The organism is Bacillus sp. S10(2024) (genome assembly GCF_050473865.1).
In the GTDB taxonomy this organism is placed as follows: domain Bacteria; phylum Bacillota; class Bacilli; order Bacillales; family Bacillaceae_G; genus Bacillus_A.
The window spans coordinates 3,588,081-3,609,198 of record NZ_JBFLUR010000002.1 but is presented as its reverse complement, the minus strand read 5'-3'; the positions used below and the strand labels follow the sequence as shown (position 1 = coordinate 3,609,198).

The window sequence follows — 21,118 nt, the reverse complement described above, 5'->3', positions numbered from 1 at the left end:
ACTTTCAAACAAAAAAAGAGCGAAATCTCGCCCTTTTTTCACTATAACCTCGTTAGCAACATCTCGAAATTTTCCCACCCTTTGCATTAAATCTTGCCTCTTGCGCTTCAGCAAAAAATTGTTTTCGAGATAATACTTGCTCGTTTGGATGATATTGTTTCATATGCACAACGTACTTTTCATAACTCGGTACACCAACAAGTAAGCTAATAAATTGTTTTCGATATCTCCACATGTTAATTACTGTTTTAAGCATAATGCTGTGCCTCGCTTTCATCACGCGGAACATACGCTGCTTCTTTTAAAGGTATCGCTTTATTATTTAATACTTGTATCCATATTCTAATAGACGATATTAGTACTGCAATTACAACAAGCATAAAAATTCCACAAAGCGCTGCATCAATATAATCATTAAGAATAATTTGTTTCATCTGCGCTACGTCTTTCGCTGGTGCTAATAGTTTACCTTTATCTAGTGCACCTTGGAACACTTTTGCATGAGAGAGGAATCCAATTTTCGGATTTTCATGAAATAACTTTTGATAACCCGCTGTCATTGTCACAATTAGTAACCATGTTGTCGGAATGAGCGTCACCCAAACGTATGCCTTTTTCCCCATTTTAAACAAAACAGTCGTTCCAAGTAATAATGCAATCCCAGCTAACATTTGATTTGCAATTCCAAAGAGCGGCCATAATGTATTAATACCGCCAAGCGGATCAACTACCCCTTGATATAAGAAATAACCCCACCCCAGTACACATATTGTCGTTGCTACAATATTTGAAAGCGTAGAATCTGTTTTTGCGAACGGTTTATAAACTTGCCCTAAAATATCTTGAATCATAAATCGACCAACTCGTGTTCCTGCATCAATTGTTGTTAAGATAAAGAGCGCTTCAAATAAAATGGCAAAATGATACCAAAATGCCATTAACGCTTTTCCACCAATAACTTGAGAGAAGATATGAGCCATCCCAATTGCAAGTGTTGGTGCTCCGCCTGTACGAGATAATATCGTTTGTTCTCCAACGTTTGCAGCTAGCTCTTTCAATTCATTTGGTGTTACAGTAAATCCCCAAGAACCAATTACTTGTGCTGCCTGTGTTACATCCGTTCCAATAAGTGCTGGCGGGCTATTAATCGCAAAATATGTACCTGGTGTTAGTACACAAGCTGCAATCATTGCCATCGCTGCAACGAATGACTCCATCAACATAGCACCGTAACCAATTGATTGGGCGTGCCCTTCTCTTTCTATCATTTTCGGAGTTGTACCAGAAGAAACAAGTGCATGGAAACCAGAGACAGCTCCGCAAGCAATTGTAATAAATAGAAATGGGAATAAATTCCCCGAAAATACCGGACCTGTTCCATCAATAAATTTTGAAACTGCTGGCATTTGTAAATCTGGTGCAACAATGATAATACCGAGCGCTAAACCAACAATTGTTCCAATCTTTAAAAACGTACTTAAATAATCACGCGGTGCAAGTAATAGCCAAACAGGTAATGCAGAAGCAATAAATCCATAAATAATTAGCATAATGGCAATTGTTTCACCTTTAAATGTAAACATAGTCGCAAGCATTGGATTTTCTGCTACATATTGACCCGCTACAATCGATAAAAGAAGTAAAATAACACCAATAACTGAACCTTCTCCAACACGACCTGGGCGAATATACCGCATATATACACCCATTAAAATAGCAATTGGAATAGTTGCTGCAATTGTAAACATTCCCCACGGACTTCCTACAAGCGCTTTTACCACAACAAGAGCTAATACCGCTAATAAAATAATCATAATACCTAAAATACCAATCATTGCAATAAAACCTGTTACAGGACCGATTTCTGCTTTAATCATTTCACCAAGTGATTTTCCGTTACGGCGCATAGATGTGAACAAAATCACAAAATCTTGAACAGCTCCAGCTAATACAACTCCAACAATAATCCAAAGTGTTCCTGGTAAATATCCCATCTGTGCAGCAAGAATTGGCCCAACTAACGGACCAGCTCCAGCGATTGCAGCAAAATGGTGTCCAAATAAGACCCATTTATTGGTCGGAACATAATCTTTCCCATCATTTAGAAGCTCTGCTGGCGTTTTTCGGTTGTCATCCAACTCAAAAACTTTTTTTGCAATAAATTTACTATAAAATCGATACGCAACCGCATAGACAGAAACGGCAGCAACCAATAACCAAACTGCATTAATTGTTTCACCGCGAGATAATGCTAACACCGCAAATCCCGCTGCTCCTAAAGCCGCAATCACACCCCAAAGTAAAATAGATTTCCATGCTTTCAAATATAATCCCCTCCTATGTTATGTCTTAGAGGGAATTGTACTAAATTTTCAAAATATTTAGAAATAATATTCCTTATGATGAGTATTTCCTATTGTAACATGTCCAAATTTGGCCACGACCTGCTACAACTCAATTTTATTTCGAAGTCGTTTTACATAATTTCTGCTAACAGGAATTGGCTGATTATCATACTTTTCTAAATATAAATTATATGTCCCGTTATAATAAGGCTTTAATTCTCTCACATAAATAACATTAATAAGATAACTTTTATGCACACGTAAAAAATCATATGCCGCTAGCCTATTTTCTAATTCTTGTAATGTATATGTGGAAATATATCGATTATTATTTGTATAAATAGAAACGGTTTTATTTTCTTTATTCTTGCTTATGTATACAATATCATCTGGAAGAATATATGTAATTCCTTCATGGTTCTCAATCGGAAGCTTTTGCAGTCGATTCTTCCCTTGCTTTATTTTTTCTTGCTCAATACTATGCAATAAAAATTGCAAATCTTCCTGCCCAAATGGTTGCAATAAATAATAGAAAGCGTGGAAACGAAATGATTTAATTGCATCTTTTATATCATTTCCCATGAATATAAATTTTGTGCTTAACGTTAATTGGCGCAGCAATCCTACAACTTCAAATCCTGTTCCATCTGGTAAATCTGTATCTAGAAAAATAAAATCTGGCGTATGCTTTTTCGCTAATTGTAGTGATTCCATTCCCGTCTTTGCTTCAAAGCATTCCAAATTATTTACGTGTTCTGTGAAAAAATCTATTAATTGACCCCTGTCTTCTTCTCTTTCATTTACAATTAAAATTTTCATGTCTGTCCAACCACCTAATCCTTTTGTCCATAAGCCTCGTTGTATACATTCGCTTTTCTAGAAATAAACCCTTTTTACAAGCCAGTTTTCTATCAAATATATTATATTTTTGTCAGAAAACAATGAAAAGGAAGCTATATACAGCTCCCTTTTCATTATACTAATTCTCGTTGTTTTGTTTCCTGACCAAGCACAAGGACAGCAAGGGTACCAATTACAATGGCCGTACAAAAGATTGTAAAAATATAAGAGAGTGAAGCATGTGTAGCTACAAGATAACCAACTAATAATGGTCCTAAAATACCACCGATGCGTCCAAATGCTGCCGCCATACCAGCTCCTGTACCACGAATAGCGGTTGGATACTGCTCTGGCGTATACGCATATAATGCTCCCCAAGCTCCTAAATTAAAGAATGAAAGCAACATTCCTGCAATCATTAGCGTGATTACTGAATCTGCGGCTCCAAAGAAATATGCACTACATGCCGTTCCAAGTAAATATGTGACTAACACAAACTTCCGGCCAAGACGTTCAATAAACCAAGCTGCTGTAAAATAACCTGGAAGCTGTGCAAGTGTCATAATTAACACATATTGAAAACTTTTAATTAAACTAAATCCTTTTAGCACTAATACACTCGGAAGCCAAAGAAACATTCCATAATATGAAAATACAACACAAAACCATAAAATCCAAAGCATAATTGTCGCTCGTCTGTACTCCCCTGACCAAACGGCCTTTATGTTTGCAAATACAGATTGCTTTTGTTTTGCTTTTTGAAATTGCGGTGAATCAGGTAAACCCCATCGTAAATATAGTGCATAAAAAGCTGGAAGTGCACTTAAAACCATCGCTGTTTGCCAACCGTATGTTGGAATAATAAAATATGAGATAAGAGCAGCAATTAACCAACCACCAGCCCAAAAGCTTTCTAACAAAACAACAATTTTACCACGTTCATGAGCTGCAACACTTTCAGATACAAGTGTTGATGCAACAGGCAACTCTCCTCCAAGACCCATTCCAATACAAAAACGAAATATAAGAAATACGGTTAATGTTGTTGATAAAGCAGTTAACCCGCTTCCAACAGAGAATAATAATAATGTAATAATAAAAACAGATTTTCGACCGATTTTATCTGCTAATATCCCAAATACGAGCGCTCCAACTGCCATTCCAATGGAGTTAATACTACCAATCCACCCCATCTGCTGTGCACTAAGCTGCCATTCTTTTTGCAAAGCAGCAATAATAAATGAAAGAATCCCAACATCCATTGCATCAAATAGCCAACCAAGCCCAGCAATTCCGAGAAGCTTTCGATTTGAGATTTCCTTAATTTTCCCCACTACAGGCCCTCCTCAACACAGGTGTCTTTACATCATATTTTACATATGTATATCATAGAAGTAAAACAATTTATATGTAAAGATAATCATTGTTCATATGATTCTTATCATTTCCACAAAAAAACACCTCATACATAGGCATTTTTCAATGAGCAGCCGGATCCATACCCTTATGCCTGAAAATAAATATTTAAAAAAAGAAAAAAAGCAGCGATATTTCGCTACTTTTTCGACCGAACAACCTCTTTTAAAAATTCAACTAATACAAGTTGACGACGCCAGCGCGTTGGATTACTGCACAAACGGTAAAACCACTCTAAATGAATAGCTTGAATCCATTTCGGGGCACGCTTTACTTCTCCAGCCCAAACATCAAAGCTACCACCAACACCAACAGCTACTTTTGTATGTAAACGATGTTTATTATTTTGAATAAAGTTTTCCTGTCTCGGAAATCCAAGTGCAACCAGTAAGATGTCCGGCTTCACTTCTTGAATACGTTCGATAATTTCTTCTTCTTTCTCTTTTTTAAAATATCCATCTTGTGTTCCAACAATAGATACAGCTGAATATCTTTCTGTTAAAGTTTGAGCAGCTCTTTCGATAACGTGCGGCTTTGCTCCAAGTAAAAAGACAGATACAGCCTTCTTTTCTTGTGATAATCTTTCAAACAAATTACACATTAAATCAAAGCCTGCCACACGTTCTTTTAACGGTGTTCCTAGCATACCGCTTGCCTTTACAACACCAATCCCGTCTGGTGTAATAAGATCTACCTGAAGAAGCGTCTGATGAAACGCAGCATCCTTTTTAGCACACATCACAATTTCAGGATTGGCTGTTACAACTTGAAACGTATTCTCTTGTTTCTTTTCCAGTTGCTGCATTACATAACGAACTGTTTCTTCCATTGTCATCGTTGAGAAGGGCACGCCTAAAATATCAACTGTTTGCACTGCCATATTTACATATCCTCTCTATTTCAAATATCTTTTTCCACTACTAATTATTCTAACCTCTTACTTTTGCATACTCATTACTACCAGACAAAACCTTCTCATACGCTCCATACGTATTTTCATATAAATTCCGTAACGAAAAATGAGAAGACGCATGGGTATACAAACGCTCACCCATCTCTACTAATTCACCATTTTTCCACTTTTCATATGCCTCTTCTAACACACGAGTAAGCGCCGCAGCATCACCAATTGGAATAATCCAGCCATATGTATCATCAACAATAAGTTGGGACATATCACCAACATCTGTAGCAATAGAGGTTAAACGCTGATTCGCCCCTTCTAATAAAACAAGGGGGAAACTTTCACTATACGATGTTAATAAATTTATATGCGCTGCGGCATATAAATTCTTTGCATCTTCACGATGTCCTAAAAATAGAACTTTATCTTCTAATCCTTTTTGTTTCACTGTTTCTTTTAACTCATTCTCAATCGGTCCATCACCAAGTAACAGCACTTTAATTTTGGGAATTGTTGTGTTTTGCAACGCTTCAAATAATATTTCATGCCCTTTAACAGGGTGTAAACGGGCTACTTGAATTGCTGTAAATACATCTTCTTGTATATCAAAATTCTCTTTTAAATCATAAGGCTTTGCTGGCGTATGATCATATTCAATCCCGTTATAGATTGTACAAATTTTCTCTTCTGGTACACCTAGTGTTACCGTATTCATCTTAAAACGCTCTGTAATAGCAAAAAATAAATCAACTTTCTTAAACGAACGTAAATTTAACTTTGTAAAAATCCAACCTTTTAAACCACTCGTCATAAAATCTAACGTTGGATCACTGTGAATGGTTGTAACCCATTTTGCTTTTATCTTTCTTTTTAATAAAGAAAGATAAAAGTTGGCTCTTGCCCCGTGTGTATGCACAATATCAAAACCTTCTTTATTAATAAAAGAACGTATTTTTGAAAGAATAGATATATCATAACGAGATGATTGTGAAAAAACGTGTACTTTTATCCCTAATGCTCTCGCCTCGCTTGCTATTGCACCTTCTTCAAATACCGCTAATTCTACTACATCTTTTGGGAATTGTGACAAAAGTGAAATAATATGCGTTTTTCCGCCACCTGTTTCTGCTCCAGCATTCATATGTAACACTTTCATCTTTTTTCCTCCATTAAATATATTTTCTTATTTTTTACTATAGCAAAAAATAAAAGCTAACATAATGCTAGCTTTTATTTTTCCATTATTCTATTTCTAAATCAACGATTAAATATGCTAATAATACGACAAAGTAAATACTTACTCCCGGTGCCGTTAGCACATGTCCTGCTGTAAATGCAATTCCTAATGCTAATCCAAGGCCTGCCGCTAACAATGCGTACTTAACTGTCAATACTTCACGGAACCTTGTTATTAATACCATTAAGATTCTCAAACCATAATACAAAAACGGAATCATAAGAAAAATGAAACCGATAATTCCAAAAGTATAAAACCAATCATGGAAATCTCTCTCAATTATTTTTAGTTCTGAGACATCTTTAAGGTTACCACCATACCCCATACCAAGTAATTTCTGAGACATAGGTGCTTGTTTATAAAACTCTTTATACGTTTGCATAAATAATTCACGTCCGCTAAAAATAATAGCTTGTGTCTCAGCCTTTTTCTCTTCTTCTTTCGTTTTTTCTGTCCCTTTTACCGTTTCCTCTTGTTTAACATGATTCTTTTGTTGCCTTTCTTCCTCTTGCAATTTAAATACTTTATGACTGATCCCTGTATTTTTATATATTGGAGAGAATGGAAAATATCCTGCTACTCCTACTAATATAACTGTTGCAATTAAACCATTTAACAAATATGGCTTTTTATTACGCTCTTTCCGTTGTAAAAATGCTTGTATAAAGCACATAAAAACAGCAATAACAACTGTGCAGACAATAGCTCCAGCCCCTACTTTTGTACCAATTGCAAACAATGAAAATATGATTAAAAGAGACGGAATCCAAAAATAACTTTTTGCTAAGCTTGTTGTTTTTTCAATAGAATATAAAACAACAACTGGGCATATAATCGCTAAAATCGATCCAAGTTCGTTTCCTGCAAAAAACCAGCCACGAGAACCTTCTTTAAAATAATCATAACTATTATAATCCGTTCCAGTTGCGATAGCTGCAACCATCGTTACATTTATAATTAGAGCTGCATATGCTATATAATTTCTCATCTTTGTATGCATTGTTTCTTTCATCTTTAATGACTTGAATACGAGAATATAGCAACTTATCATCACAAATGGATATAACGCCTTTGCAATAAACTTAAGGTCTTCCATTTGTAACATCGGATGTTTAATCATTTTATTATTTAAAAATCCTAATCCAAGGACAATTCCTAACCCAAGTAAATAGATAACATATTTTCGATTTTCTTTCATACGGGCTTGTGTAAGAATATAAATGCCACCAAGAGCCATAACAAATAAGCGTGTTATTACTCCAACCGTTGCATCGATTTTAAGCTCTAAAATACAAAACGATGTAAGTAAATCTATAATTGGTTGTAATATAATAAAAATCAATAGAAATTGTTCAAATTTATAACTTAAACTATTGTGATTTAACATCTTTACCCCCTATAAATATAGTTGCGTCATTCCAAATACTTATTATAGCATAAGTTTTCAATTGACTAGATGGTATTTTAATTGAATCATAAAATCCTATAAAATGTAATTTTCATTTCTTCCTTATTTACTTGCAAATACAGAAATCATCGCTATGCAAAATAAAACATATCCGTCACCCCAAGAACATTTATCCCGCTATTTGTGGGCAGTATAAAGATTAAGAGAGAAGAGTTGTCAAGCTCTATCAGCTAGAATCTCCGGGCTTTTCATCCCCTCGAGAGAGGAAAAAGGTCCCTCTCCACCTTGTGCGTGGGCGCCCTGCGATTCTGAGCGAGCTGCTTCTGCCTTTCTAAAGAAGATAAGTGAGAATAGCTGTTCATAAATTCCCGATTGGTGAGGGTTTTCCATCAGTGGGATACAAAGAAGAAGTTTCACTTTATATGACATTTTCAAACGCTTTCTTTCCTTATTCTTTCATTTTTTTTACATGTAGCGAAACAGTAATTGTTATTTTTATAACTTTAGTGTATATTCTTTCCTTGGAACATCTTTAGAAAGAAGGGATCGGAGTGATGTTTTTAATTGATGTGTTTACGTTTCTCGGCCTTATCGCAGCTGCCATTTCTGGTACATTAGTAGGTTTAAAAAAAGAACTTGATTTATTTGGTGTCCTTTGTTTGTCTGTAGCAACTGCACTTGGCGGCGGGATCATTCGAGATGTTATGATTGGAAACTTACCTCCAGTTGCATTTGTTCAACCCATTTATTTTTTTATTAGTATTTTAGCAGCATTATTTACTTGTATGTTTTTTGAACGAATTCATAAATTACAAGTTGTAATTATGCTCTCAGACGCCGTCGGTTTAGGCGTATTTACTGCTATCGGTGCAAATGCGGCCATTACTCATCATATGAATGCTCCTTTCTTAGTTGTTTCTATGGGAGTCATTACAGGTATTGGTGGTGGAATTTTACGTGATATGTGTGCGCAAGATATTCCATATGTCTTTCGTAAAGAAATTTATGCAATTGCCTCCATCCTAGGCGCAATTAGCTTCCTTATTACTTATGAGATGGGATCACACGTATTAGCTTTCTATATTTGTTTACTCGTAACATTTTTTATACGTGTAGTAACTTTTATCTATAATGTACATTTCCCAGTCTTTTTTAAAACACATGCAAAAATCCATAAAGGTCATTGACCTATTTTATAAAAAGGGAATTCTTTCATGGATTCTCTTTTTTTATATCAAATAAATCCATTTAATTTCATATAACGATATGGAGAAATTTCAATAAAGTATATATAATAAATAAGGCACAGATATTGGAAATGCTTTAACAAGGGGTTTTTTACAAGTAGAGAAAGACATATATACAGGGGGAACGATTATGCTAAATTTTTTTAAAAGGGAAAGTAATCAAACGAAAGAAAGAAGTATAAAAGAGCAAAGTAAAGATAAAACTGTAACATTTATTGTACCCAAAGGTTCCGATTTAGCCGCACAAATGAACATGTTACACGTAACAAAAGAAGATTTACAGATTGTAAAAGTGCTACAACCTTTTATTTATGAACAATTGGATTGGATTACAAAGAAATTCTATGAAAATATTACAAAGCAACCATACCTTATACAAATCATTGAAAAACATAGTTCCATTCAAAAATTACAAATAACATTAAAAAAACATATTGAACAACTATTTAGCGGTGATATTGACGAGGATTTTATTCAACGTCGCGTTCAAATTGCACGAAGACACGTAAAAATTGGTTTACATAGAAAATGGTATACATCTGCATATCAAGAATTATTCCGTTCCATCATTAAAATTTTCAAAGAGAAATTCACAAAAATTGAGGATTTTTCCTGCGCTGTACATGTACTAAACAAACTCTTTACGCTCGAGCAGGAACTTGTTTTAACGGCATATGAACAAGAATATGAAGCGATTCGAAAAGAACATGAGCAAGAAAAAGAAATGACCCAAATGACAATCAGCCATATCGCTCAAGAACTTGCTGTTGTATCAGAGAAAACAAATGCCTCCATTCACCAATTAACACAGCAATCAGAGAATATGATTGACATTGCCAAAACAGGTACATCACTAGCAATACAATCAGAACAAAAAGCAAATCAAGGAAAACAGCAGCTACATATTCAAAATCAGCAAATGGAAAGCATGAAGGGCAGCATGCAAACCATTATTCAAGATACACAAGAGCTACTTGTCATTTCCAAAAAAATTAACGAAATCATCGACATTGTAAAATCGATTGCTGATCAAACAAACTTACTTGCCTTAAACGCAGCGATTGAATCTGCACGTGCTGGTGAATTTGGAAAAGGATTTGCAGTTGTAGCAGGGGAAATCCGTAAATTATCAGAGCAAACAAAAGAATCTATTTCAAATGTAACGAAGCTTGTCAAAAAAACAAATGAACAAATTACACATGTTTCATCTTCTGTTGAACAAATTAATAACTTTGTCTCTGATGGAACAAATAGCATGAATGAAACCGACAGTTACTTTGAAGAAATTGTAAAAGATATGTCGAATTCAAAAGAACAAACTCAAAAAATTGAAAGTGAACTTGAGTTAATTACACATGTTATAAAAACAATTAAAGAGGCTTCTACAAAAATGTCCCTAACAGCTGATAGTTTAATGTCAGAATTAAATCGATAAAGTGAAGCTTCCATTCGTGGGGATTTTACTATCAACGAATAACGTGATAAAACAAAACTCCTATGAGTGTGGAAGCAAAACATCCACACTCATAGGAACCCTACTTTTTAAAAAATAACTTTTGACAATATTGATTTATCATATATATCCCATAGCTTTGTAATATCAATAGACTTGGGACTAATACACCCTCATATACAATATGCATATTCATAAACTTTGTATACAAATGGCTCGCAATTATGAGTAGAAACAGCATATAATTTCTATTTTCCTGTTTTTGAACTAGAAGATGTAACATAGAGATTGCCGCAAATATCGTAATCATCATGTATATAAAATATCCACCTTTTATAAAGGTGTTTTTCATTTCTTGTTTCTCTAGCTTTCCTAAACTCATTTGAATAGAAGAAAAACGATCCTTCTCTATTTTATTCAACTTTTTGTTTATAAAATCCATATTATATTCTTTTTTCCCTTGTTCTGCTCTTTTTTCATTTTTTCCTACTAGGACAGATTGAATATACCCCTCGTTTGTAAAGGTGTATCGCGAATTACTTGATGTTCCAAGTGCATAACTTACTGCGTAATGAACACCATAAAATATAACACATACACCTACTAGTCTAATCAACATTCCTTTTCTATCTGGACTTTGTAAAACTTCTACTAATACAAGATACAAAACAAGAACTATAATTAAAAATAAGCCTAATGGACGAATCATATTACTGAAAGCAAATAAAGCAACGGCGACTCCCCACATATACGAATGACTTAATCCTTTATGTATAAGTAAGTAACAGGCAAAATAAAATAAACATGTTGCCAAATGCTCATTCGTTAACACAGAACAAAGCATGATATTAGGAATATACAAAGCATATAATACCGCTGCAATTCGGCCACATTCTTCATGAAATAGTTTTGAAGCAAGCTGATAAATAAAATAAGCGGTAGCTCCGCAATATAAAACATTACATACCTTTAAGACAAACGTTGCATCTCCGAAAAAACGAATTAAAAAGGATTCGTACATAATAAAAGGAGATTGAACTACAGTTTCTAGACTGCTAAAAATAGTATTTCCTTGTGCAACTTGTTTAGCAGCTTCATACATCACATTCATATCACTTTCGATCGGATCTTTCATTAATACAATAGATAGAAACCGGAGGAACACAGTACCAGAAATGAGAAAAATAATAAATTGTTTATCCGTAAATCGATATTGTAAAATAGAGGTAGTCAGCAAAAGTAAAATGATACAAACACCTAATATAATTGCTAAACTAGAAGATTTTACATCAAAAACAGTTTTTGCCTCTCCAAAAGAATACCAAAAGGAATATGCAAAAAAGAGGAACATGAGTCCAACTACTACCTTGTAAAAAAAAGCTGAAAAACCTATCTGCATCTTGTCCATAACTTTATCCTATCGCACCTCTTTTTTCTCTTGTTAATAGGTATATATACCCTTAACTTCATATTTGTAACAAAACGATTTTATCACGAATAAAGAGAATACCGGTACTCTATTTCTATGACAAAGTTAGTAACATCGTATATTCTCCTTGCAATGTAAGCGAAATCTCTTTTACACTACAATCTATATACAGAGAAACTTTCATCCACTATTTCTAATGAATGATGGATGGATGAAATAAATTAAGTTCTGATGAACATCATTAGAACACACGAAACAGGAGTAGATAACATGGAAAAGAAATTTATGAGAGAGTCAAGAGCGATAAAAACAACACGTGTTTTCCCCAATGACTTAAATAACCATCAAACATTATTTGGCGGGAAATTATTAGCAGAAATTGATAGCATCGCATCTATCGCCGCTGCCCGCCATAGCCGTGAGCATTGTGTAACTGCTTCTATCGATTCTGTTGACTTCTTAACACCAATTCATCAAACCGATTCTGTTTGCTATGAAGCATTCGTTTGTTATACAGGAAGATCTTCTATGGAAGTGTTCGTAAAAATCGTTGCAGAGGATTTATTAGGCGGAGAACGCCGCATTGCCGCTACTTGCTTCATCACTTTCGTCGCATTAAGAGATGGAAAACCAGCCTCTATACCAGGTGTAATTGCTGAAACAGAAGAAGAGATCTGGTTATATAACACGGGCGGGGAACGTGCAGAAAAACGAAAAATGAACCGATTAAAAAGTAAGGAAATGGCAGAAGTGCTAACAATTCAAAAACCGTGGAATGTGTAACTCCACAACCTCTTCTTGGCGAATATATTCGCCAAGTTTTTTATATTTATGAAGAAATACCAAGCCCTCTTATATGCTATTTCCATACATTATATGCTATTTTTAATACAATTAAGAAAAGAATCCACTGTTGCTTTACAAAGTTTATCTGCGGTAAACTTATATCCGTAATTACTTAGAATGAAATACCTTACATAATTTGTTAGCTAGAAGAACATTTCGTACATATCACTCAATAAAAAAATCTTATACTATATATACAAGTTATAAAACCGGCCTAAAAACCCTTTTCTTTTTAGGAGAGACGAGGGAATTTGGCCTCGCATAAAGGCCCGTATGCAAAGCTTAAAACAAAGGTAAAAAGCGAGTACAGATCATATAGCAGCGACTTATATGTCGAAATTTAAAATGAATTTATATAAAATGGAATTGATTCACAATATCCGGCAGGTCATAACAGTCAAAATTATAGAATTAAAAATGCAAATTAGACTTCCAATATTGAATTCCTTTCAATAGAAAACACAAAAACATTTTATTTCAAGAACTATCAATGAAAGGTGAAATTATGCAAAAATCAATTGTATCAAATATTTTTTATAAATTATTGCTCAACACCTTTAATATCATCCTTCCACTTCTAGTAGGTCCATATGCATATCGAATGCTTGGGTCTCATTCAATGGGGACAGTTAACCTTAGCGAAACAATTTTTAATTATTTCTTTGTTTTTGCTACATTTGGCGTATATCAATATGGTTTACGTGAAATTAGCTTAGTAAAAAAAAATAAGAAAAAAACTTCACAATTGTTTACGAGTTTATATCTTATTAACTTTACAACTAGTATCCTTGCTTTAATTGCATTTTTACTTTTTAGTTACATTGGATATGGGAATAAAGAGGAGTTTCCAGTCCTTCTTATTTTTGGATTCAACTTTATTTCAAGTTTATTTTATGTAGAATGGTACAATGAAGCACATGAAAATTATGATTTCATTGCGAAAAAAACAGTTATTGTTCGTCTCATTTATGTTGTCCTTCTATTTATTTTTATTCATGGTGCAAATGATTACAAACAATTTGCAGGTTTATTAGTTTTATCAACATTTTTAAACCATTTTATCAGTTTTATATATGTAAAACGTCAAGTTAAGTTTGATTTTTCTAACATAACCATTGTTCCGCATTTAAAACCATTATTTTTAGTTGTTATTTTTTCAAATGCAAGTATCCTGTATACACAATTAGACCGACTTTTATTAGGGGAGTATGCTGGTAAATCCGAACTTGCTTACTATGTAATGGCTTTTCAAATTATGACGATTATTAATACACTTATGTTAAGTGTAATTCAAGTTACCGTTCCGCGGCTCTCTTATTTATCAGGAAATGCAGATGAAAAAGAGTATGAAGCATTATTAAATAAAATCTCAAAAGTGTACTTTATTACATTATTTCCAGCAGCTATTGGCTTAATGCTTATCGCTCATGGAACTGTTGTTATTTATGGAGGAAGTGAATATGCTAACGCTGGTAACACATTAGTTGCTTTTGCATTATACATGATTTCAATAGGTATCGAGTCCATCTTATCTAATCAAATTATTTACGTAAAAAAGAAAGAAAGCATTTTAGTACGTTTTTTATTCATTGGTGGTTTCCTAAACCTGATTTTAAATATCTCGCTTATCGTCTTTCATGTATTCACACCAACAACAGCAATTGTCACAACTACGATTGCTTACTGCTTGTTAATTGCACTGGAATATATATATGTAAAAAAGAAACTAAAAGTAAACTATACATTATTCGATATGTCGAAACTGAAATATCTCTTCTACTCACTTACATTTATACCGTTATCATTTCTCGTCCATATAACAATAGCAGGAAAAATCCTTTCTGTTCTTGTTACCATCATCACATGCGGATGTGTATATGCCTTGATTTTATTGATAACAAAAGATGAGATATTGTTTATGTTTTTAGATAAAATTAAAGGAAAACTGAAGAAAAAATGATGTAAGTAACAAAACACCATCTTGCTTGTTTAAGTGAATGAAACTTCTTTAAAGGAGCTGTTCCGATTGAAATTCTCTTTAATCATGGCGACCTGCGGCAGACGTGATGATATTATAGATCTACTAAAATCGTTAGAAAAACAAACATATAAAGGATTTGAACTCATTGTAGTCGACCAAAACGATGCACCAATCGCTGATTTATTTAATGACTATAAAGAAAAATTCCCAATCAATTATATATACACACCAATCAAAGGGCTTTCCCGTGCACGAAACACAGGTTTAAAAGTAGCTGATGGTGATATTATCGCTTTTCCAGATGACGACTGTATTTACGAAACAAACGTGTTAGAAAACATTCAAGAAACGTTTAAACAAAATAAAAATATTCATTTTATTTCTACCAATACAACAAATGTAGAAGGGACAGGCTCTTTAATACACGCTCCTAAAACAGATATTATTTTAAATAATAAATATGGATTCATGGGTCCTTCCTTTGCCCTTTTCTTCACAAAACAATTTGTACAAGATGTAGGCACTTTTGATGAAGACTTAGGAGTTGGAGCGGGAACAATTTACGGAGCTGGTGAAGAAACTGACTTTGTACTTCGCGGTATGAAGAATGGGTATACAGGTTTATTTAAAAAAGATCTTTTCGTATATCATCCAGTAAAAGAAGAGATTATTAATGAACAATCATTAAAAAGAGCTATTTCCTATGCCGGCGGTTTCGGAAGAGTCATTCGCTTACATTATGGATTCCCTTACTTTCTACGCGCCATTGCCGCTGCTTCATTCCGTGCAGTGCAAAACGTCTCTACTGATAAACGAAAATTCCATACAAATCGCTTAAAAGGGATTGTTAGAGGATACTTTAAATAAATAAGTTCAGCAGTAAGCCCCCTATTTTAGCAGGGGGTTTACTGCTGGAAAACAGCACAATCAACTGACGCTTTCAACAGCTAATCTCAAATAAGTAGAATAAAAAAACAACTGTCCAATACAGGAACAGTTGCTCTTTCTACAAGGGGTCTTTTCGTAAAAACAAGGGGTTTCTTTATAATCTCTAAACAATTATAAAATGAATAGACTAATGACTATTTATCATATTGGTATACAGCACACATTATCGTAGTTTTTTTATCATTATGTTTATTCACCTTTACAGTGTTTGTACCACCTTACTAACTAAAGTTTATAATATATACAAGAACTCCACTATCGATTTAGCTTACAAGAACATTACAATATTGTAATAAAAATCACATTATCTCAATAGAAAATCCCATAAAATTACAGTCGATTTCCATAAGAAATATGCGATAATTCAAAGATAAAAGATAGCATTATATTTAAGAATTTAGTATCATGATTCAAGATACTATTCTAAATAAAAATTGAAAAACCGACCTAAAACCTCTTTCTTCTTAGATAGGCAAGAGCATCTGAACATATAAGGATGAAAACAAAGGGAGAAAGTGAATGAGGTCATTTTTTATGCTGCGTAGCAGCGACTTTTATATTGAAAAATTAAAATGAACTTATAGATTTGAAATAGAGCGGAGGACACTATGAGCTTATTAACAGTTGAAAACCTAGGTCATACTTTTGGTGATCGTACACTATTTAAAGATGTATCAATGCGTTTATTAGCAGGAGAACATGTTGGATTAGTCGGTGCAAACGGAGTTGGCAAATCAACCTTTATGAATATTATTACAGGACAACTGATTCATGATCAGGGACGTGTAGAATGGACACCTGGCACCCACTATGGATACTTAGATCAGCACACAATTTTAACACCTGGACGAACTATTCGTGATGTATTAACAGATGCGTTCTTATCTTTATTTGAAAAAGAAAAAGAATTAAATACGATTGCTGAAAACATGGCAACAGCATCACCAGAAGAATTGGAAGAACTACTTGAAAAAATGGCAGAAGTGCAAGATGCACTTGAAGCAGGCGGCTTTTATTTATTAGATATTAAAATTGAAGAAGCGGCACGCGGCCTTGGAATTGATGCAATTGGCCTAGATCGTGATGTTTCGGCGTTAAGTGGTGGACAACGTACGAAAGTATTGCTTGCAAAGCTATTACTTGAACAACCTGAAGTACTATTACTCGATGAGCCAACTAACTATTTAGACGTTGAACATATTCAATGGTTAACAAGCTATTTAAAGGAATATCCTCATGCGTTCCTTTTAATTTCCCATGATACAGAGTTTATGAACAAATGTGTAAATGTTATTTTTCATCTTGAATTTTCAAAAATGACACGTTATACAGCAACATATGAAAAGTTCTTAGAACTAGCAGAACTGAACAAAAACCAACATTTACAAGCATATCAAAAACAACAAGAATTTATTAAACAGCAAGAAGATTTTATTGCACGAAATAAAGCGCGTTATTCAACAACTGGACGTGCAAAAAGTCGTCAGAAACAACTCGATCGCATGGAACGTATTGATCGTCCAGAAACTGCTATGAAACCGGAGTTTTCTTTTAAAGAATGCCGTGCAAGCAGTCGTTTTGTCTTTGAAGGAGAAGGTGTAGAAATCGGCTATACGCACCCTCTATTACCAAAATTAACAATGACTGTTGAACGTGGTGAAAAAATTGCTATTGTTGGATGTAACGGGGTCGGAAAATCAACATTACTCAAAACAATTCTTGGAAAAATTAAACCGCTGAACGGGAAAATTAGCCTCGGTGATTTTTTAGAGCCTGCTTATTTTGAACAAGAAGTTAAGGCTGAAAATATTACACCAATTGATGATGTATGGAATGCGTTCCCACACTTAGATCAACATCAAGTACGTGCAATGCTTGCAAAATGCGGCTTAAAAAATGAACATATTTCTCGTCCATTGAGCCAATTAAGTGGTGGTGAACAAGCAAAAGTTCGTTTATGCAAATTAATGGCAACAGAAAGTAACTGGCTATTATTTGACGAGCCAACAAACCATCTTGACGTAATAGCTAAGGAAGAGTTACAGCGTGCTATGAAAGCATATAAAGGTACAATTATTCTTGTTTGCCACGAACCTGACTTTTATGAAGGTTGGATTACAAAAGTTTGGAACGTAGAAGAATGGGCAGAGAAAGCGGCTCAACAATAAAGTTTAACCAATTGGAGTCTTACTATTTACACATAGTGAGATAAAAGTATGCCTCTTGTCTAAAACAAGGGGCATATTTTATTATTTTTCTTCTTCAAAAACATTTTACCTTGTTGAAAAAAATTGTATTCTTATAAAGTGAAACTTTGAGTTCTTAAACGTGATAAATAGTGCTCTTTATTCCTGTATAAATCATTCTATTCAACAAGGGGTGTATCAAATCATGCTATCTATACAATGGAATCGTTTCAATTCATTTTTAGCAAAATGCTTCGTAATTTTGTGCTTATTTATCTTTTCTTTTTCTATTTGGAATTCTTATTTAACTGTTAAAGAAACCCTATTCGTTCGAACACTTATTAGTGCTCCCAGTATAATTATCATCATGATTTTGCTTATACTACTAACTTATCTTTGTAATACATACTTTTCAAAAACTACATTTATTATTTTATTAACACTTTGTGCGTTTATCACTCGATTCATTTGGATTCTAAAAATCCCAACACCAATTGAATCTGACTTTGCATTAATGTATAAGGGGGCTGTACAAGCGGCTCAAGGTGACTATAGTTTTTCAAGTTCTCCATACTACACAACATGGGTGTATCAATTTGGATTTACAACGTACCAAGCTTTCGTCATCAAATTATTTGGTAACCATATATTTATTTTAAAGTTGTTAAATGTTCTTTATTGTACAGGAATTACACTATGTGTATATAGCATTACAAGCGAAATTTTCAATGAGTGGACTGGACGCATAGCTGGATTATTGTATGCTTTTTTTATTCCAAGCATTATGATGAGTTCAGTCTTAACTAATGAACATCTTGCAACATTTTTATTTTATTTAGGGTTCTATTTATTAGTAAGGTTGTACAGTAAATATACTTGGATCTTTGTCGGAATTACACTAGCATTTGGTGATATAATACGCCCTTTAGGTAGTTTCGTCTTATTAGCTGTTATCATTTATCTACTCCTTCATGAATTTCTTGGAAAAGATAAAAAAACAATGTTTACTACAACAAAGAAACTTATTGGTATTCTTGTGACCTTTTTCGCGGTCCATTATATTGTAAGCTCTATATTCATTGCTACAGGAGTTACAAAGTATCCTTTATCTAACCGTGATCCTCTTTGGAAATTTGTCTTAGGACTTAATTCTGAAACAACAGGGACATATTCAGCGTCAGATGCTGAACAAATCATGAGTCTAGAAATAGGTGAAGAACGAAAAGCAATAGAAATGAAACTCATTAAAGAACGAATTGCTGATAAAGAAAAGCTATTCACACTCTTTGGAGATAAATTTTCCTCTATGTGGGGTGATACTGACTCCGCTGGTTACTGGAGTTTAAATCAATTAAATAAAAAAGAATTAATTGATACATCCATGAAGTATGAAAAATATGTGTATATGGCAACTATGTTATTTGGTGTGATAGGATCATTATCCCTTCTTTTCACAAAACAGAAAAACCTTCAATATACATTATTTCTCTTACTTATTATCGGATATATAGCTGTGCATTTTTTAATAGAGATACAGACAAGGTATCGATATTTTATCATTCCTAGCTTCTTCATTATTCAAAGCTATGGAATCTATGTAATTCATCGATATATGAGAAAAAAACCTCTTTCTTTTTAAGGTAGAGACCAGAGCATCTGGGCTGTCAGGGCCTTTTCTTGCCACATGCGGGGGTAAGTGCAGGTCATATTTTGAGTAATCCATATGTTTAAACGTCACTATAGATATATAAACTTGTAAATTTCATTGTTCTTTAAATTACATGTAAAATATTCACACCTAAAAAGATACTGGTGATTTCTGAATCGTCGATTGTGCCAGATATGTTCCAATATAATAACAGCCTGTCCAAAAATGAAATAAACGGAACAGGCTGTTATATTTTTAGCGTCTAAACAGGATGAGAAAATCCCCATATCCCTCTTTTTCTAAATCCTCTTTAGGGATAAAGCGTAATGCAGCAGAGTTAATACAATAGCGCAAACCATTTGGTCCCGGTCCATCTGGAAATACGTGTCCCAAATGAGAATCTGCCTCTTTACTGCGCACTTCCGTTCTCGTCATATTATGACTTACATCTGTTTTTTCTTTAATACTTGCTGATAACATTGATTTCGTAAAACTAGGCCACCCACAACCGCTATCAAATTTATCTAACGAACTAAATAAAGGCTCTCCTGACACGATATCAACGTAAATACCTTCTTCTTTATGGTCCCAATATTCATTTTGAAAAGGTGGTTCTGTTCCGTTTTCTTGCGTAACATAAAATTGCATGTCAGTAAGCTTTTCCTTTAAATGAGCATTATCCTTTGGCCAATATTTTTTGATAAACGCATCACGCCCTGAACCTTGGCGATATAAAGCGTATCGAAACGAATTTTTCTCATGGTAACCTTGATGATAATCTTCCGCAGGATAAAATGTTGCAGCTGGTAAAATTTTTGTGACAATCGGCTTCGAAAAGCGCCCACTTTCTTCTAACTCACGTTTAGACGTTTCTGCGGCTTTACGTTGCTCTTCATTATGATAAAAAATGACTGTTTCATATGATTGTCCACGATCATGAAATTGACCTCCGGCATCAGTTGGATCAATTTGTTGCCAATATAAGCACAGCAATTGCCCATACGACATACGCTCTGGATCAAAAGTAATTTGTACCGCTTCATAATGCCCAGTTGTTTCTGAGCAAACTTCTTTGTATGTTGGATTTTCCTTATGTCCACCTGTATATCCAGATACAATCTTTATAACGCCATCCATTTCCTCAAATGGCGACACCATGCACCAAAAACAGCCTCCAGCAAATGTTGCAAATTCATATTTTTCATTTACAACCACTTCTTCACCCCATTA

The 21,118-nt window shown here is 34.1% G+C and carries 16 protein-coding genes and 1 pseudogene; 8 read left to right on the top strand and 9 right to left on the bottom strand.

Going from position 1 to position 21,118, the window contains the following annotated elements:
- Positions 1-52: 52 nt before the first annotated feature.
- The 7 genes from AB1280_RS18400 to AB1280_RS18370 form a co-directional block, all read right to left on the bottom strand.
- Entirely contained in the window at positions 53-256 is a 204-nt protein-coding gene (locus AB1280_RS18400; protein WP_272190441.1) for a YbdD/YjiX family protein, read from the bottom strand.
- Entirely contained in the window at positions 249-2,324 is a 2,076-nt protein-coding gene (locus tag AB1280_RS18395) for a carbon starvation CstA family protein (protein ID WP_429756601.1), read from the bottom strand. The genes AB1280_RS18400 and AB1280_RS18395 overlap by 8 nt, the downstream gene beginning before the upstream one ends.
- A 123-nt stretch (positions 2,325-2,447) precedes the next feature.
- Positions 2,448-3,164, bottom strand: a complete 717-nt coding sequence (locus AB1280_RS18390) for a LytR/AlgR family response regulator transcription factor (protein ID WP_429756600.1) — start codon at positions 3,162-3,164, stop codon at positions 2,448-2,450.
- A 155-nt stretch (positions 3,165-3,319) separates the two neighbouring features.
- A complete protein-coding gene (locus AB1280_RS18385; RefSeq protein WP_272190444.1) occupies positions 3,320-4,519 on the bottom strand; it encodes an MFS transporter in 1,200 nt (399 codons plus the stop codon).
- Positions 4,520-4,740: 221 nt separating this feature from the next.
- A complete protein-coding gene (locus AB1280_RS18380; protein WP_272190445.1) occupies positions 4,741-5,481 on the bottom strand; it encodes a WecB/TagA/CpsF family glycosyltransferase in 741 nt (246 codons plus the stop codon).
- A gap of 49 nt (positions 5,482-5,530) precedes the next feature.
- Complete coding sequence (locus tag AB1280_RS18375) at positions 5,531-6,661, bottom strand: glycosyltransferase family 4 protein (RefSeq protein WP_429756599.1); 1,131 nt, start codon at positions 6,659-6,661, stop codon at positions 5,531-5,533.
- Positions 6,662-6,746: 85 nt separating this feature from the next.
- On the bottom strand, positions 6,747-8,129 hold the full coding sequence (locus AB1280_RS18370; RefSeq protein ID WP_429756598.1) for an O-antigen ligase family protein: 1,383 nt from the start codon (positions 8,127-8,129) through the stop codon (positions 6,747-6,749).
- Positions 8,130-8,704: 575 nt separating this feature from the next.
- Between AB1280_RS18370 and AB1280_RS18365 the strand changes: the two genes are divergently transcribed.
- From AB1280_RS18365 to AB1280_RS18355, 3 genes and pseudogenes are all read left to right on the top strand, one after another.
- The gene (locus tag AB1280_RS18365; RefSeq protein WP_272190448.1) at positions 8,705-9,337 is read left to right on the top strand and encodes a trimeric intracellular cation channel family protein; all 633 of its coding nucleotides are present in this window, start codon (positions 8,705-8,707) and stop codon (positions 9,335-9,337) included.
- A 190-nt stretch (positions 9,338-9,527) separates the two neighbouring features.
- Positions 9,528-10,076, top strand: a pseudogene (locus tag AB1280_RS18360) (protoglobin domain-containing protein); the annotation flags it as partial.
- 45 nt (positions 10,077-10,121) lie between these two features.
- Positions 10,122-10,832: a methyl-accepting chemotaxis protein gene (locus AB1280_RS18355; protein WP_429757362.1), complete on the top strand. Its 711-nt coding sequence runs from the start codon at positions 10,122-10,124 to the stop codon at positions 10,830-10,832.
- A gap of 100 nt (positions 10,833-10,932) precedes the next feature.
- Here the strand turns inward: AB1280_RS18355 and AB1280_RS18350 are convergent, their stop codons facing one another.
- Positions 10,933-12,258 (bottom strand): glycosyltransferase family 39 protein, encoded by a 1,326-nt coding sequence (locus AB1280_RS18350; RefSeq protein WP_429756597.1) that lies wholly within the window; start codon positions 12,256-12,258, stop codon positions 10,933-10,935.
- Between the two features lie 291 nt (positions 12,259-12,549).
- On the opposite strand from AB1280_RS18350, the gene AB1280_RS18345 reads away from it, so the two are divergent.
- The 5 genes from AB1280_RS18345 to AB1280_RS18325 all read left to right on the top strand — a co-directional run bounded on the left by AB1280_RS18345 (position 12,550) and on the right by AB1280_RS18325 (position 19,879).
- Entirely contained in the window at positions 12,550-13,062 is a 513-nt protein-coding gene (locus tag AB1280_RS18345; RefSeq protein ID WP_429756596.1) for an acyl-CoA thioesterase, read from the top strand.
- A 568-nt stretch (positions 13,063-13,630) separates the two neighbouring features.
- Complete coding sequence (locus AB1280_RS18340; RefSeq protein WP_429756595.1) at positions 13,631-15,085, top strand: oligosaccharide flippase family protein; 1,455 nt, start codon at positions 13,631-13,633, stop codon at positions 15,083-15,085.
- A gap of 66 nt (positions 15,086-15,151) precedes the next feature.
- Positions 15,152-15,973 carry a glycosyltransferase family 2 protein gene (locus tag AB1280_RS18335; RefSeq protein WP_429756594.1) on the top strand — a complete coding sequence of 274 codons (822 nt, stop codon included), beginning with the start codon at positions 15,152-15,154 and terminating at the stop codon, positions 15,971-15,973.
- A gap of 689 nt (positions 15,974-16,662) precedes the next feature.
- A complete protein-coding gene (locus AB1280_RS18330) occupies positions 16,663-18,222 on the top strand; it encodes an ABC-F family ATP-binding cassette domain-containing protein (protein ID WP_429756593.1) in 1,560 nt (519 codons plus the stop codon).
- Between the two features lie 223 nt (positions 18,223-18,445).
- The gene (locus AB1280_RS18325) at positions 18,446-19,879 is read left to right on the top strand and encodes a glycosyltransferase family 39 protein (protein ID WP_429756592.1); all 1,434 of its coding nucleotides are present in this window, start codon (positions 18,446-18,448) and stop codon (positions 19,877-19,879) included.
- A gap of 264 nt (positions 19,880-20,143) precedes the next feature.
- Here AB1280_RS18325 and msrB read toward each other — a convergent pair whose 3' ends face one another.
- Complete coding sequence (gene msrB, locus AB1280_RS18320; protein WP_429756591.1) at positions 20,144-21,103, bottom strand: peptide-methionine (R)-S-oxide reductase MsrB; 960 nt, start codon at positions 21,101-21,103, stop codon at positions 20,144-20,146.
- Positions 21,104-21,118: the final 15 nt, after the last annotated feature.